Source organism: Flavobacterium sp. CFS9 (assembly GCF_041154745.1).
Taxonomy (GTDB): domain Bacteria; phylum Bacteroidota; class Bacteroidia; order Flavobacteriales; family Flavobacteriaceae; genus Flavobacterium.
In genome coordinates this window covers 2781870-2797557 of sequence record NZ_AP031573.1, presented here as the reverse complement: position 1 = coordinate 2797557, position 15688 = coordinate 2781870, and the positions used below count along the sequence as shown (strand labels likewise).

12 protein-coding genes, 3 tRNA genes and 1 pseudogene are annotated in these 15688 nt (G+C 35.3%); 4 read left to right on the top strand and 12 right to left on the bottom strand.

Annotated elements, in window-relative coordinates; all coding sequences use genetic code 11:
* Positions 1 to 9 precede the first annotated feature (9 nt).
* Positions 10 to 1032, bottom strand: a complete 1023-nt coding sequence (locus tag ACAM30_RS12090) for a hypothetical protein (protein ID WP_369614894.1) — start codon at positions 1030 to 1032, stop codon at positions 10 to 12.
* 398 nt (positions 1033 to 1430) lie between these two features.
* Here ACAM30_RS12090 and ACAM30_RS12085 point away from each other — a divergent pair.
* Positions 1431 to 1648 (top strand): annotated as a pseudogene (locus tag ACAM30_RS12085) (O-methyltransferase); the annotation flags it as partial.
* 281 nt (positions 1649 to 1929) lie between these two features.
* Here ACAM30_RS12085 and ACAM30_RS12080 read toward each other — a convergent pair.
* The 7 genes from ACAM30_RS12080 to ACAM30_RS12050 all read right to left on the bottom strand — a co-directional run bounded on the left by ACAM30_RS12080 (position 1930) and on the right by ACAM30_RS12050 (position 8127).
* Complete coding sequence (locus tag ACAM30_RS12080; protein WP_369614893.1) at positions 1930 to 2493, bottom strand: phosphatase PAP2 family protein; 564 nt, start codon at positions 2491 to 2493, stop codon at positions 1930 to 1932.
* Between the two features lies 1 nt (position 2494).
* Positions 2495 to 2842, bottom strand: a complete 348-nt coding sequence (locus ACAM30_RS12075; RefSeq protein WP_369614892.1) for a twin-arginine translocase TatA/TatE family subunit — start codon at positions 2840 to 2842, stop codon at positions 2495 to 2497.
* 253 nt (positions 2843 to 3095) lie between these two features.
* Entirely contained in the window at positions 3096 to 5336 is a 2241-nt protein-coding gene (locus tag ACAM30_RS12070) for a M1 family metallopeptidase (protein ID WP_369614891.1), read from the bottom strand.
* 66 nt (positions 5337 to 5402) lie between these two features.
* Positions 5403 to 5909: a DUF6702 family protein gene (locus ACAM30_RS12065; RefSeq protein WP_369614890.1), complete on the bottom strand. Its 507-nt coding sequence runs from the start codon at positions 5907 to 5909 to the stop codon at positions 5403 to 5405.
* The gene (locus ACAM30_RS12060; protein ID WP_369614889.1) at positions 5909 to 6658 is read right to left on the bottom strand and encodes a hypothetical protein; all 750 of its coding nucleotides are present in this window, start codon (positions 6656 to 6658) and stop codon (positions 5909 to 5911) included. Before ACAM30_RS12060 ends, ACAM30_RS12065 begins: the two co-directional genes overlap by 1 nt.
* Positions 6648 to 7376 (bottom strand): carboxypeptidase-like regulatory domain-containing protein, encoded by a 729-nt coding sequence (locus ACAM30_RS12055; RefSeq protein ID WP_369614888.1) that lies wholly within the window; start codon positions 7374 to 7376, stop codon positions 6648 to 6650. The genes ACAM30_RS12060 and ACAM30_RS12055 overlap by 11 nt, the downstream gene beginning before the upstream one ends.
* Positions 7363 to 8127 carry a hypothetical protein gene (locus tag ACAM30_RS12050; RefSeq protein WP_369614887.1) on the bottom strand — a complete coding sequence of 255 codons (765 nt, stop codon included), beginning with the start codon at positions 8125 to 8127 and terminating at the stop codon, positions 7363 to 7365. The genes ACAM30_RS12055 and ACAM30_RS12050 overlap by 14 nt, the downstream gene beginning before the upstream one ends.
* 166 nt (positions 8128 to 8293) lie before the next feature.
* Between ACAM30_RS12050 and pepE the strand changes: the two genes are divergently transcribed.
* Positions 8294 to 9001 carry a dipeptidase PepE gene (gene pepE / locus ACAM30_RS12045; RefSeq protein WP_369614886.1) on the top strand — a complete coding sequence of 236 codons (708 nt, stop codon included), beginning with the start codon at positions 8294 to 8296 and terminating at the stop codon, positions 8999 to 9001.
* Between the two features lie 396 nt (positions 9002 to 9397).
* On the opposite strand, the gene ACAM30_RS12040 is transcribed toward pepE, so the two are convergent.
* The 3 genes from ACAM30_RS12040 to ACAM30_RS12030 form a co-directional block, all read right to left on the bottom strand.
* Positions 9398 to 9470 (bottom strand) — tRNA-Gly (locus ACAM30_RS12040).
* Positions 9471 to 9558: 88 nt separating this feature from the next.
* Positions 9559 to 9631, bottom strand: a tRNA-Gly gene (locus ACAM30_RS12035).
* A gap of 106 nt (positions 9632 to 9737) precedes the next feature.
* Positions 9738 to 9810: transfer RNA gene (locus ACAM30_RS12030), tRNA-Gly, on the bottom strand.
* A gap of 721 nt (positions 9811 to 10531) precedes the next feature.
* On the opposite strand from ACAM30_RS12030, the gene ACAM30_RS12025 reads away from it, so the two are divergent.
* A complete protein-coding gene (locus tag ACAM30_RS12025; protein ID WP_369614885.1) occupies positions 10532 to 12115 on the top strand; it encodes a murein L,D-transpeptidase in 1584 nt (527 codons plus the stop codon).
* Here the strand turns inward: ACAM30_RS12025 and ACAM30_RS12020 are convergent.
* A complete protein-coding gene (locus ACAM30_RS12020) occupies positions 12104 to 12826 on the bottom strand; it encodes a murein L,D-transpeptidase catalytic domain family protein (protein WP_369614884.1) in 723 nt (240 codons plus the stop codon). The two genes, ACAM30_RS12025 and ACAM30_RS12020, sit on opposite strands and share 12 nt — an antisense overlap.
* Before the next feature lie 317 nt (positions 12827 to 13143).
* On the opposite strand from ACAM30_RS12020, the gene ACAM30_RS12015 reads away from it, so the two are divergent.
* Complete coding sequence (locus tag ACAM30_RS12015; protein WP_369614883.1) at positions 13144 to 15570, top strand: DUF5916 domain-containing protein; 2427 nt, start codon at positions 13144 to 13146, stop codon at positions 15568 to 15570.
* Positions 15571 to 15688 lie beyond the last annotated feature (118 nt).

The following is a 15688-nucleotide window of genomic DNA, read 5'->3' as shown; positions in this document are numbered from 1 at the left end:
AAATGTATATTATTTATGCTGACTACTCTGGCTTTCCAAGACTTCTATCTTTCTAGTCAATACTTCAATTTTTTTACTCAATGCTTCATTTTTTTTATTTTGGTCAATGATATGAAGTAGCAGTTCTTCAACATTTTGCAGAAGACCTGTATTAAAAGCATGTATTTTATATCCTTTTTCCTTTACCTCTTTTTCCGAAACTATCCCGGGAAGGTGTTTGTTCTCTTTAACATAACCCTCCAAAGTATCTAAATCCATTTTCTTATAATCACTTTCAAAAACAGAGTCCATCCAATATTGTTTAGGAATAATATTTAAATCTGATGCCAAAATTTGTTTTTCGACAAACAAAGAGCAATCCTCTTTAAGATCATTTGATATTCCGGGGTTAGATTCAATACTTTTGGAGTTGCCAATGTAAGTCATTCCCCCTACTGTTAAAGCGGCTCCATTTACCGGATTACCAGCATTTATGGCAACCTGTGCCAAATCATTAGTTCCGCCGTAATCCAGAATGAGCTTCTTAGAATTAATTGCCACCTCATCATTTCCATCTCCCAGAGATATTTTATTGCCCGTATTGGAGGAAATAAATAAACCATCTTCGTCACCACTACTTTTTATGTGCGATGCAACACCATCTACATACATCGTCAAATTATCCCAATCTGCCCATCTGCTATTTTTATTCTTTACTGTTAGATATCCATCTATTTTTAGTTCATATGTTTTTCTGTAATCTTCATCATTGATTGTATTTCTTTTACTAAGACTCATCATTAAATCATTGATATCACGACCTCCATTTGCAAACCAGCTAAAAGCTCCCGGGCCATCTTGATCACTAACATCATCATCAATTGAGAAAACCCAATTATTTGCCCTTGTGTAATCATCTTTAGCATCTGTAAACAATTCCGTATAGCTTTGACTATAGCTCAAAGTTGTAGATAATAGTACTGCTGCAAAAAGAATAAATTTGATCCCTGACAGTTTTTTACAATTTCCTAATACATAATTTACATTTTTCATAATCATCTTAATTTTAATTAAACATCTTTCTATAAATTGTCTATCGTTTTATTCGTTAAACAATCTTTAACTTATATTTTTATTAAAATTAACAAAAATTAACTTACAGCATACTAGTTTTTATCTTGTAAATTATAACCACACCTAAAACAGTATCACAAAAAAAACATTCAACACTAAATCAACTTGTTACACAACAATTCCACTATTTTCAATCATTATCCTTTTGATCAAATAACAGGTAATTTTGCCTCATCATCTGGCCTATTACCCTCTCTCTACCATATATTTATCAAGAAGTTCTTCAAAAAAGCCTTTTCCCCTACAAATGCCGAGTCTGTATTTTCAAAATCCTGTCAAAAAATATTGCATAAAATAATTTTCTACTAAATGCTTATGAAATTGGCACTTATACCGATTATACTGCTCTGTGTTTATGTGAAGGAATGCAGGAAAAGGGACAACTTCATACTATTGACATCAAAGAAGAATTAGTTGGTTTTCATTGATGCCGACAAAGAAAACTACAATCAATTATTAGGAAATGATTGTTCTAAAAATGAATAAAGGCGGTATTATTTTATTGGATAATGTTTTGCGGAGTGGAAAAGTTCTTTTGGGGTGCTTTGAGAAAGGTTCTGAGGTGCTAAGGTGCTAAGTTTTTTTGGTTGATTGAATTGAGCTGAAGGATAACATTGAAAAAAGGCTTTAACCAAATTAAACCGCAAGATATTTTGGCTAAAGTATCTTTGCATTTCTTAAAATAATAGTTCTCCAGCAAAAGCGAGAGACAATTCAACTAAACAATTAAAAACTAAACAAATAAGGTTCTAAGTTTTCTCTAACAAAAAAACTTAGAACCTTAGTATCTTAACCCCTCAGAACTTACCAAAAAAACTATCCCGGAAAGTATTGTGGTTTTAACCTGCGATATACCAGATAAAGTAATGATCCGAAAAGCGCTCCAGCGAAATAACCGGTTAAGATATCTCCCGGATAATGCAATCCTAAATAAATTCGGCTATAAGCGAAGATTAAAGGCCATAGGAATATAAATCCTAAAAACTTAATACGATGTCTTAAAACGAAATATAAAAAGGTTGCTACCGCCATAGTGTTTGCTGCATGTCCGGAAAAAAAGCTAAATGATTGTCTGACTTGTACCACACGAATAATGGTATTGATTTCAGGATTATTACATGGTCGTAGTCGTTGAACGGTATACTTTATCAAATTAGTAACCTGATCTGTAAAAGCGATTAGTACGGCAATAAAAAGTATCACATACAAAGTTTGTTTTCCCCCTATCTTTTTATACATCAAATAAAAAAACAACAGAAAAAGCGGCGTCCAATTTAACTGACTGGTAATAATCAGCCAAAATTTATCGTATGTTTCAGAACCTAAACCGTTAAGATACACCAATAATTCGGTGTCTAATTTTTGTATTTTTTCAAGCATATTATCTTTGGCGTTTTACAGGTCCTGAGATTGAATCGATGTCTTCTTTTACTTTGTCTATTTCTGTAGCAGTATCTCCCAATAAATTAGCAGAGTCTCCCATTATATTACTTTTGGCGTCATTAATTTGTGCATTGATGTTACCCGTTATATCCGTAAGTGATTTTGAATCAAGACCATTGGCCTCAGCTCCTTTTTGAATTTCACTTTTAATATCGTTAGTAGCATTTTTTAACTGCGCCATAGCCTTACCCATTGTACGGGCAATTTCAGGCACTTTATCTGAACCAAAAAGCATTAGTACTATAAACAGTATAAAAACTAATTCTCCTCCTCCTATACCAAACATATCTTTTATTTTTGTGCTGACAAAGATATTAAATTTTACAACGGACGGTTTTAAAATTTACTTAAAAAAAGGGCTCCTCAAAAGAATTACGCTCCTCCGGAGCTTCTTAAAACTGGTAAATTGTATTTGCTATAAACATTTTGCTCCGCTGGAGCAATTTCAGAAAAGAAAATAACTTTTTACGTAGATTTCAAATTATAAAAAAAACAGGGCCGTCTCAAAAATGAAACAGCCCTGTTTTCAGGTTTATTTGTTAATCAAATTTTGATTTTTCTTCTACTTTCGGCCAGCTATTGTTGGTTACATCAATATCGGCAGTCATTAATTTCGGATCTATCTGAATGCTCTTGATCGCTTTTTCGGTTGCATACACTTTCTTAGCGGTGTCGTTATTCTTTCTCCAGATTTGAGCCGGATACTTGTAATCCTCCTTTGTTCCGTCTTCGTAAGTAATCTCAACCAAAATTGGCATAATCATTCCTCCAGGTTTGCTAAACTCTACTTCATAGAAATATTTAGGTGATTTCAGACTTGCTTTTTCTTCTGCTGTAAAGGTTTGACTCACATAATCTGACAATAGTTTTACATCTTCAACCTTTAATGGTTTCTTAGTCGAAGCACTTACTTCGGCATTATCCCCAGCAACTAAATATACAAAAGGTCCCTTTTCAACTCCAAAACGTCCTTTTTTCACTTTAATATCTTTGATATCAGCGGTAGGAGTTTCAGAAACATAATATTGCTTTACGTCTTTAATTCCGATATCTACAAAATCTGTAGAATAAAACCATCCTCTGAAAAACCAGTCTAAATCAACTGCCGAAGCATCTTCCATCGTTCTAAAGAAATCCTCTGGGGTTGGATGTTTGAATTTCCATCTGTTGGCATAGGTTTTAAAAGCATAGTCAAACAGTTCTTTTCCCATTACCACTTCTCTTAAAATATTAAGACCCGTAGCCGGTTTTCCATACGCGTTATTTCCAAACTGATGAATGGTTTCAGAATTGGACATAATTGGCTCTAAAAACTTCTGATCTCCACTCATATAGGGAACGATATTTTTCGCAGGTCCGCGTCTTGAAGGAAAGTTCGAATCCAGTTCCTGCTCTGCCATATATTGTAAAAAAGAGTTCAAACCTTCGTCCATCCAGCTCCATTGACGTTCGTCTGAGTTTACAATCATTGGAAAAAAGGTATGCCCCACTTCGTGAATTACCACACCGATCATTCCGTTTTTAACCTCTTTGCTGGTCACCCCATTTTCATCCGGACGACCATAATTCCAGCAAATCATTGGATATTCCATCCCCTGATCTTCGGCTGAAACCGATACTGCTTTTGGATAAGGGTAATCAAAAGTATGTGCTGAATAGCTTTTTAAAGTATGCGCTACCACCATTGTGGAAGTTTCTCCCCATAGCGGATTTGATTCTTTCGGATAAACAGATTCAGCCATTACTACTCTGTTTCCTATCTTTACAGCCATCGCATCGTAAATGAATTTTCTTGAAGAAGCAATTCCGAAATCACGTACATTTTTGGCACTGAATCTCCAGGTTTTCTTCTTTTCCGAAAACCCTTTTTCTGCTGCTTCTGCCTCAGCCTGAGTTACGATTACAACTGGTTTGTCAAATGATTTCTGAGCCTGCTCGTAACGTTTTACCTGCTCTGGTGTAAAAACTTCTGCTCTGTTGGTTAATTCTCCTGTAGCATCAATGATGTGATCTGCAGGAACTGTAATGTTTACATCAAAATTACCGAAAGGCAATGCAAACTCCCCACTTCCCCAGAACTGCATATTCTGCCAGCCTTCCACATCATTGTAAACGGCCATTCTTGGGTAAAACTGAGCAATTACGTATAATTTATTTCCGTCTTTATCGAATGATTCATAACCGGAACGTCCGCCGCCTTCTTTTCTGTAGTTGTTAACATTGTACCACCATTTGATGGTCAATGAAATTTTTTCACCCGGCTTTAATGGTGCTGCCAAATTAATACGCATCATGGTTTCATTGATAATATAGGACATTGGGTTTCCTTTTATATCTTTTACCTGTTCAATATTAAAACCGCGCTCTAAATCTTTTTTTAGATATTTACTTGAGAAACCATCTAAAGGCAAAACTGGGCTTATTTTTTCGCTTTCCGCCAAAGAAGTCTGTGTTTTGGCTCTCGCCTGATTCTGATCTAACTGTATCCATAAATACTCCAGAACATCAGGAGAATTATTGGTATAGGTTATCACTTCAGAACCGTCTATTCTTGATTTTTTATCGTCTAATTCAATATCGATTTTATAATCGGCCTGTTGTTGGTAGTAAGCAGGACCCGGTGCTCCCGAAGCGGTACGAAACATATTTGGAGTCGCCAACAGGTCATACATCTGGCTGAATTTGTTTGTATCGTACTTCCCTTGCTGCTTTGGAGCAACTGTTTTTTCCTGAGCGATAAGCATTGCAGGAAAAATCAACAATAATGAAAGTTTTTTCATAAAATAGTAATGGTAATTTTGTCAGGGTGTGAAAATAACAATTAAATCAATAATTTTATCGATTCTTTAGTACTTTAACAATTCTTTCCTGGTCGACTCGGTAAAGAGAACACTTTTCTTACTTCCAAACGCGGTAATATGTGTAATGTTCTGCTGTTCAGAATTCCAGTCTACTAAAATAGTGTTAGAAATCTCAATAGCTTTAAACTTATCGATGTCTTTTATTCGGGAATAACAAACCAAAACGTCTCCGGCTTCTATCTCTTTAGATAAAAAAGTGATGGGTTTTGACTGGCCATTTATTTTAATGATAAAGTTTTCTGCAAGGTATTTTTTTAGCAGCTCTACATCTGCTTCGGTTTCTTTATCGGTTCCTACGAATGTTTTCTTATGGTATTTTTTCTCCATACCATTATTAAGATCATCAATAAAAATGCGGGAAGTAATCTGAATCATCTTTTTTTCGGCGGCATAATTGACCTGAAAAACACCCACATAAAACTTGTGGAATGCGAAAGCAGAAAGCGATAAAAACAATATTCCTATTAAAGGATAGATTACTTTATTTTTCATTACTGAGAAACTTTCACTTTTTTAAACTCCTTGTTTTTATTAACCAGGAAATCAATCAATTCAAATTTCTGGTCTGGACCCAAATGTTTTCTGGATTCCGGATCATTAGAACAATACAATAAGAACAATTCTATATCATCTTCTTTTAAACCCAAAGTACCGGTAAAGAAATTAGGCTTGAAATTGGCTCTGGAATATTCAATAAAAGCAAGATCCGTAATGACTTCTTCTTTATCATCATCATCTTTAGAAAGCAGCTTTTTAACATCTTTGAAAATTCTGACAAAGTTCATACCATATTTAATCGTCTGATCAGAGTACATTGTAATATTTTTAGCTGTAGACTGCTTATCATCTTCAAACTGCATGTCGACATATTGCTGTGAACCTCCGCCAAGCGATTTTACTTTTAGATCTTTATGCACCAAAACTTCTTTCAGCTCATTGCTTATTAGATCTAATGGCACCGAAAGCAGAACTCCGGCACAGTCTTTTTCTGTCAGCACAATTTTTTTGGACTGAAACGCCAATCCTGTAAACAACAAGGTATCCTTAGGTTTTGCCATGATATCAAACAATCCGCCTGAACCAATAAAGGTTCTCACATTGGCATTTACATTCATCACAAAACCACTTTCAACGGCGAGCGATTTATTGGTAACTTGTCCGCGGATGGGTTTTCTTGAATTTTGTCCTAGTGTAATTTGACAAATCAGGCTTATAAGCAATAAGGTTAGGCTATTTTTCATTTTCGAGAATTATTAGATATTTTCTGGCTAGATCGGTTAACAAAAACATACTCATTGTTTTGTTTTTAGTATTCAAAGATACGGCAAAATCAGCATCATCCACACAATATAACTGAAATCCTTTAATATCTGCTACCGGTATTCGTAATCTTTCTGTATAATAATTTTCCTCGAAAAGATATTCCATTTTTCTAAAGAGCGCCTCTTTCTTCTCTACATTAACCTCTTTTTTAAGCATGGCTGTTCTTCCGGAAATTTTATTAAGGAGCTTGTCTACAGAGGTCGAAGTCGCCGTATAAACCTTTCGCTCTGCGGGAGTATATTTTTTCTGTCCGTACGGAATGATCCCTAAATTTTCAGCTGTTATATTCGCATTTTCATTCACCACTACCTCTTTCAACTCGACTTCTTTGGCTGTCATTTTAATCTTAAGTAGACCTCCATTCATATCTTCGGCTGTGATTCGTCTTTTATACCCTTCCAGATTTACTGCAGAAAAGACCAAAACATCTCCTTCTTTTGCTACAATCGAAAATCCTCCGTTTGCATCTGAAACAGCCGTTACCTGAGTCGTATTATTAATGATATTCACAGACTCAACTGAAGTAGACTGCTCGAAAATCTGTCCCGAAATTTCTTTCGCAACCTTATTTTGTCCAAAACCCAACTGAACGAACAGTATCAAAAGGCTCACATATATGATTTTATTTATTTTCACTTGCAATTATTTCTTTATACTTAACCGCTAATTCTGCTAACAAAAATTCTGTAGAAGTCTTATTTTTAGAGTTTAGAATCACTGTAAATCTATCATTATCTACGACGTAATACTCGAATCCTTTTACATATTCTAAAGGAATTTTCAAATGATCTACAAAATGCTCGAGTGTAAACATTTTTTCCAACAGCTTCATAAAAGCTTCTTTTTTCTCTACCACTGCCTCTTTTTTAAGCATAGCCGTGCGTCCTGAAAAAAAATTCAGCATCGGATCTGCAGAAACAGAACCACCAACCATACCTCCACCATTTGCCTTTGCATTTAGATCTGTCGCGGTTCGCAATTTCCGTTCAGCTTCTGTGTATGTTTTTTGCCCGCTCGGTATAATCCCCAAAGAAACAGCATTTACATTATTGTAATTTTTCACAATAACTTCCTGCAACTGATGCATGACCACATTAAGTTTTACGGTAAAGTTGATATCTGAGAAATTTTCTGCTGTTAACACCACTCTGTTTTCTTTGAATTGTATCGAAGAAAAAACAAGCTCATCACCCACTTTAGCAGCGATTGAAAATGCTCCTGAAGAAGCTGTTGTGGTCATCACCTCTGTTCGGGCATTGATTACATACACCCCTTCCAAATCAGCAATATTTGCAGCTATTCGTCCGTTTAAAACAGTCTTGTCCTGAGCCTGAGACCATCCGGTCGGCCCTAAAACAAGAATCAGAAAACATACGAACCTGTGCATGGCGACAAAATTTTAAAGATTTCCTTAAAGCTGTAAAAATATCTTAATGTTCTCCAAATTTAATACTAAGGAGTTGGTAAAAATATGTTAATTAAACCCCATAAGAAAGCATTCCAAAGAGAGTTTTTTAATACCTTTAACCGATTCAATCTGAGTTTAAACCATTATGAAAAGCATTATCATCGCCAGCACTTCTACTCTTCACGAAGGCAGCTATTTAGAGTATCTACTCCCTACTTTACAATATCATTTTAAAAATTGTAAAAGCATTTTATTTATTCCGTTTGCCAGACCCGGAGGTATTTCACACGACGACTATACAGCAAAGGTTTCTGAAGCTTTTGCTTCGATCGGTATTTCTGTCAAAGGAATTCATGAATTTGAAAATGCAGCCGACGCCATAAAAAATGCAGAAGGAATATTTACAGGTGGTGGAAATACCTTTTTATTAGTGACACAGCTTTACAAACACAATATCATGCAGCTTCTTTCTGAGACGGTAAAAAACGGAACTCCTTATTTAGGAACAAGTGCCGGAAGTAACATTTGCGGCCTTTCGATGCAAACGACTAATGATATGCCGATTATTTATCCTCCAAGTTTCCAAACCTTAGGGCTGATTCCTTTTAACCTGAACCCGCATTATTTAGATCCAGACTTACAATCTAAACATATGGGCGAAACAAGGGAAACCAGAATCAAAGAATTCCATGCATTCAATGCAATCCCGGTTTTAGGCTTAAGAGAAGGCAGCTGGCTGGAAGTAAAAGGCAACAAAATTACTTTGAAAGGAAATTTGCAGGCTCGTTTGTTTCTGCAAAACGAAACTCCGACAGAACTGGAAACAGGCAGCGATCTGAGCAATCTGAAATAAAATACAATTTTTAAAATTTCAAATCACACATTCCAAATTCCATTTTATTAGCCAAATTGGAATTTGGATTTTTTTTGAAGAATCAAGAAGAAAAGGGCTAAAAACCCTAAAGAAGCTTTTTTTTCGCGGTTACAAATCCCGATCAAAAAAAAATCACATTTCTTAGAGAATCTCACAAAAAACATTCTGGATTCCTGTCTGCCCGATCAGGCTTTTACCCTTTCAGGGCACAACTCATAACTATCATCATAGTACATGGTGCTGCGCACCATGCTAATACCAAAGCTCTTTCAGAGTAAATCTCAAACTTCATTTTTTTTTGTATCAATCCTAAACAACACCCTTTTAATCCAAAACAAAAAAATCCCCAAACAAATGTTTGAGGATTTTTTAAAGAGCGAAAGACGAGGCTCGAACTCGCGACAACCAGCTTGGAAGGCTGGAGCTCTACCAACTGAGCTACTTTCGCATTAATATGGTCAAATATAAAAAACTAAATTCTATAATTTTTTATTTTTGTTTAAAAAACCGAAACGATTAAATCTCAGTTTTTTTAGAGCGAAAGACGAGGCTCGAACTCGCGACAACCAGCTTGGAAGGCTGGAGCTCTACCAACTGAGCTACTTTCGCATTAACAGGGTGCAAATATAAAAAATTAAATCATTAAAAAAACAAAATTCAATAATTTTTTATTTTTGTTAAAAAGACCGAAACGATTAAATCTCAGTTTTTTTAGAGCGAAAGACGAGGCTCGAACTCGCGACAACCAGCTTGGAAGGCTGGAGCTCTACCAACTGAGCTACTTTCGCATTGGTGGTGCAAATATAAGGCATAAGTTCAGTTAAATCTAAATTTTTCTTCAAAAAAATTAATAAAAAATCACATTTTAAGATAACTGATTTAAAATTAAAAAGTTATAAAATCAATTATTTCTCATAAAATAGAGTTCGTATGAAAGAAACTACATCAAAAGGAATTTATCGCGATCATCTATCCCTGCTTTGAAAAGAAAAATCAGCCGAAAATCGTATCTTTGAAGGAGAAGCTTCAAAAAGGATATCAGTGAACAGTGTTTGTTTCATAATACATAGTGAGGATATGAGATGTGAGATGAGAAAAGAATATCTAAAAAAAATACATTTTGGAGATGTGTTTAAATGAGATGAAATGTCTGTGTTATAAATACGGATCTGCACCAATAGATATTAAAACGGATTAAATCTGCATCGATTCTTTCATAATAAAAAATTAATAAGAATTATTTCATTTTTTGAAAAAATCAGACCTATATTTGCGGGGAAAATCAAATTTAAATCCGGAAAATCTTTGCAGAAAAGCTTCAAAAGAGTAAAGAATCTGAGAAGGCCATAATCCAACGTTGCAAAATCTACTGCAACACAGACAAAGCCAATTTGATTTAACACCAAAACGCTATTGTAATTTAGAAAAAGAACAAACTTCCATCCCCAGGTTATTTAGTTCAATTTAAAAACTGTAGCGCGTATTATTTTATATTTAAAAGAATATTGAATGAAGAATTTTTACTTTTTATTTATAATATGTTTATTCATTAGCTGCAAAAAGGAAGCGCCAAAAGTTATTCCGGCGGTAAAAAAAGCTGCCCCGGCTATTATACTTACTGACGAAAGAAAGGTCTCAATTGATACCGCTCTAATCGGCACTTTTAAAAGTGAAACACTTAAATTGTTTTACAACTCATCAGAAAACATGACCGTTTGGGGAAATCTGAAAAAAAGAACTTATGTTTTGTCGCAATTGGCTGATGCCGAGCAATTGGGTCTGGATCCTGAGGATTACAAAGCTTCGAAACTAAAAAAATTCGAAAGTAAAATCAGTTCGTTAAATGATTCCGATCTGGCAACGTACGATGTTTTACTGACTTATAATTTTGAAAAATACCTCAGCCATCTTTACAAAGGAAAACTGGATCCTAAAAAACTATATACTGATTGGGATTTGGAAGAAAAAACATTTGACGTAAACAATGTACTAATAAAAGCCTTCAATAAAAACAAACTGGACAGCATTGTAAACGGTATTCAATCCAAAGCATCTCCTTACAAACAATTATTAAAAGCACTGGAAATTGTCAATACATTTCCGGACGACAACATCGAAAAAATTGAATCTGTCAATAAAATTGTCTTAAACGATACCAATGCCGCTTTGATCAACATCAAAAAAAGGCTCTTGTACTGGAAAGACATGACCGGAAAGGACAGTCTAACTTCTATTTACGACCACAAAACTTTCGAATCGGTTAAAAAATTTCAGGAAAGACATGGCCTAGCTGCTGATGGTGTTATTGGAGTTGGAACGATTAGCGCCTTAAACTATTCGAAAGAGAAAAGGAAACATCAAATCATCGCCAACTTAGAGCGCTGGAGATGGTATACTACGGATTTAGCCGAAGACTACTTTATTATCAACATTCCGGATTATAAATTAAACGTTGTTGAAAGTCAGGATACAACTCTGGTGCGTAACGTTGTGGTAGGAACAAGCAAGCGAAAAACTCCAATCATTACTTCAAAATTAAGGACAGTGGTTTTTAATCCAACGTGGACGGTACCACCCACTATTTTAAAAGAAGACGTGGTTCCGGCAATGAAGCGCAATCGAAATTATCTGGCCAATAAAAACATCACTATTTATGATACCGCCGGAAAGGTAGTCTCTCCTACTGCCTGGAACGAAAATAAACCGGGAAATTACCGTTATGTGCAAAGTCCGGGTTATAATAACGCTTTGGGATTAATGAAAATTTTGTTTCCAAACAATCATAGTGTTTACCTGCATGATACCAACCATCGCAATAATTTTGGGCGAAACAACCGTTCATTAAGTTCAGGATGTGTGCGTGTGGAGAATCCGCTTGCGCTGGCAGAACATATTTTGGGAGACTCTACAAATTGGTCTAAAGATAAAATTGATACTATTATAGCTTCTAAGAAAACAACCAGCGTTCGAATCACAAAAAAATATGCTTTATACCAATGGTACTGGACGGCATGGAGCAAAAAAAATCAGCTCATTTTCAGAACTGATATTTATAATCTGGATTCGGATTTGTATGCTAAATTAAGAAATTAGCCTCTCTTCCATCGCGAAACTTCTTGATGGATGGTAGATATACAAAAGCGATTTATCTTTTATGACTTCAATGATTTCATTGGTAAGCTTCATTGGAATTGCCGGACATCCCTGACTTCTGCCTAATCGTTTGTTGTTTCTGATAAAGGATTCCGAAACATAATCGGCTCCATGCATAACAACTCCACGTTCGCGGGCATTGTCATTCACTCCGTTCTCTAATCCGTCTAAACGTAAAGAAACTCCATGTTTACCTTTATATACTTCGCCTGTAGCATAAAATCCTAAACTGCTTTTGAAAGAGGAATTGGCATTTGAAAAGTTAGACGCAAATTCTTCTCCGGTATTTCTGCCATGAGCGACTAAAGAATTAAATAAAACAGTATTGGTAGCCAAATCAATTACCCACAAACGTTTGGTGTTTGACGACAGGCTAAAATCGATAAGTGTCAGAATGTCTTTTTGGATTACACCTCTTTCTTTCAATAAGTAGAATCCTTTTAAGGCTTCGGAGAAAGTTCTAAGCTCAGGGAGTGAAAAATGATTGGGATTCAAGGTATTGTAAATACTCTCAATTTTCGAATCAACTGTAAGCGTTTCTATTTTAGCAATAGTTTTTACAGCTGCTTTTTTAACTTCGGAGGTGTTGTTTGAATCTTTACCAAAAGATAACAGCAAAAACACCAATAATGGATAAATCTTGTAAATCATTGAATTCCTTTAGGTTAAACAGAGGTTTGGGTTTGGCAAAAGTATAAAAAAAATATACCTGGCAAAATTTAAGGCTGAAAATCAGCCTCTTTTTGGTGAAACTTTAACAGAATCAGCTTAACAAATTAGTATTTGGTTCAAAAAACAAATATTTTTGTAGGAGGTTTACTCAATGATGAAGAAAAAATTGCTTTTTCGTACTTTTCCTGCAAAAAAGACAGAAAAATCATTAATTTCAACTAAAACTGTAACATTTGAAAAAAAACAGGGTCTGTTAACCAAAGCGTAATATCTATTCTTCTATTTTTTAAAATATTATGAAAAAATTAGTTTTTATCGGTTTGTTATTCTTTACTTTTTGGGGTCATGCCCAAAAGAAAACACTGCAGGCTGAACTGACTAAGGAAAACATTTTAATTGATGGAAAACTGGACGAACCTACATGGAAAAATGTTCCGCCTGCTACAGATTTTGTAATGTACCAGCCTGATAACGGCAAGCCTATTCCGGACAATCAAAAAACAGAAGTTAAGGTTTTATACAACAATGATGCAATCTATATTGCCGCAACACTTCATGACGACCCTTCCAAAATTTTAAAAGAAATTTCGCAGCGTGACAATTTCGGAACTTCTGATATGTTTGGTGTCTTTATCAATGGCTTTAACGATGGCCAGCAAAATTTTCAGTTTTTTGTATCAGCAGCCGATGTTCAGGGTGACTGCATTATGACAGATGAAAATGGTGAAGACTATTCCTGGGATGCAGTATGGCTCAGTAAAGCGGTATTGAATGACAAAGGATGGGTTGTGGAAATGAAAATTCCCTATGCTGCTTTACGCTTTTCAGGCGGAGACAAACAAACCTGGGGTATTAATTTTTTTAGAGAGATCAGGAGGGAACGCAAAAAATATACGTGGAATTTAATCGATACCAAAATTGGTACATTCACACAACAAAATGGTAATCTGGAAGGAATCGTGAATATAAAACCTCCTACCCGATTGTTTTTCATGCCTTATGCTTCTTATTATTTAAATGCTTCGGACGGTCAAAAAACGTATGCCACTATAAAAGGAGGTATGGATATTAAATACGGAATTAACGATGCTTTTACGCTTGACGCCATTTTGATTCCGGATTTTGGACAAACTAAATACGACGATCAGATTTTGAATTTAGGTCCGTTTGAGCAGCAATTCAACGAAAACAGAGCCTTTTTTACAGAAGGAACCGATTTGTTCAACAAGGGAGGTTTGTTTTATTCGAGAAGAATTGGAGGTAAACCTTCCATAGACCTTACTTTAAATGATAACGAAAAAATAGTTGAAGAAGTTCAGAATGTAAACCTCATCAATGCTTTAAAAATTTCAGGAAGAACCCAAAAAGGATTAGGGATTGGGATTTTGAATGCAGTTACCGAAAAAACGTTTGCTACTATAAAAGATACTCTTTCCGGCGAAACAAGACGTGTGGTGGCTGAACCTCTTACGAATTATAATGTATTGATTTTAGACCAGCGCTTTCGTAAAAATTCGTCTGTAACTCTTATCAACACCAATGTTACCCGAAACGGGCATTACAGGGATGCCAACGTAACGGCACTGGCCTGGGATTTAAGAACCAAAGCCAATACCTACAGCTTATCCGGTAATGTAAAATACAGTCTGATTAACGATACTGAGGACAAAAATGGTGTTTTCAGTACGATTCGTTTTGCCGAAACGAGCGGAAATTACCGCTATAGTATTGGTTCCGATTTTGTTTCTAAAGATTTTGATCCCAACGATATGGGGATTAATTTTTACACCAATTATTACAATCTTTATGGAAATGCCAACTACCGTATCCTCAACCCTACCAAGCTCTTTAATACTTTCAGGATTGACTATGATATGTATACTGAATTCAATAAAAAATCGGGAAAAGTACAGGATAACCGAATTAGCACAGAAGTCAATCTTTCTACCCTGAAAAATAATTTTTACGGTGCCGGGATTGATCTTTTCCCTCTAAATTCGCATGATTATTATGAGCCAAGAGCCGAAAACCGCTATGTTATTATTCCAAGAAAAATAGAAATCTGGGGAAGTGTTTCGACTAATTACAACAAGAAATTTGCTTTGGACTTAAATCCATTTATAATCTTTGCGGACGAAGCAGGAAGAAAGGCTTACGGTGTTGATGTTGGACCACGATACCGTTTTAGCGATAAACTTTTACTGACTTATACTTTTAGCTTTCTGCGAAGAAATAACAACAAAGGTTATATCGACGATTTTGACGATGATAATGACGACAGCACTCCTGAAACGATTGTTTTTGCAAATCGAAATGTTATTACTTATTCGAACACTTTAAACGGTAAATATGCCATAAACAGTGCAATGACACTTAATCTGGCCGTGAGACAATATTGGTCTTATGCCGAAAATAAAGATATCCTTGAACTTCAGCAAAACGGAACTCTAACACCTTATCCACAATACACCAAGAATAAAAATTCAAGCTTTTATTCCTGGAACACTGATCTATCGTATTCCTGGTGGTTTGCTCCGGGCAGTCAGCTTTCGATTTTGTATCGCAACAATGGTGTTAATTTTGAACGCATTATCAACAAAGACTTTAAACACAACATCACCGATTTACTGAACAATCAGGCCTTAAAACATATCTTTTCAGTAAGTGTGAAATATTTTATAGACTATAATGCGGTCAAAAATAAGATCCGAAGGAGAGCCTAGCGTGAATTAATTTTAAAATTTTTAGGGTTCTGCAACCAAATTGGTATTTTTTACTACGCTTCATTTTATTAAACATAATTGTCACCCCGCTTTTTTGTCGACTTTAGAAATGACTTAT